This is a genomic window from Isoptericola croceus (assembly GCF_029382255.1).
GTDB lineage: Bacteria > Actinomycetota > Actinomycetes > Actinomycetales > Cellulomonadaceae > Isoptericola > Isoptericola croceus.
Window position 1 is genome coordinate 1 of the sequence record NZ_JARLLG010000319.1, and the last position, 268, is coordinate 268.

The 268-nt window shown below is 42.5% G+C and carries 1 protein-coding gene; it reads right to left on the reverse strand.

Features of this window, described 5'->3' with window-relative positions:
- Nucleotides 1–268: oligosaccharide--protein glycosyltransferase subunit 2 (locus tag PZC42_RS24760; protein WP_277214203.1), on the reverse strand; the 268-nt coding region annotated here is incomplete at both ends.

Genomic DNA, 268 nt, shown 5'->3' on the forward strand with positions numbered 1-268 from the left:
GCTGCCTTCTCAGGTGCTTCGGGAAGATCTAAATCAACTTCACCAAGCAGCCGTAAGAAAGAGTTCTCCATGACAGTATCCCCAACAGTCAGCTCAATGTCATATCTGCCAGAGAGGTAATAAAATTTCTCCACCAAACCAAGAAAATCAAGAATAATCTCAAACTTCCTGCCAGTATTTCCAACCACAAAGATGTGTTCATGCTTTGTCTCATGCTTCAACTTGAAAAATGCCTGATGAGGCTTAAAAGCATGACCGTGAGGTGTTG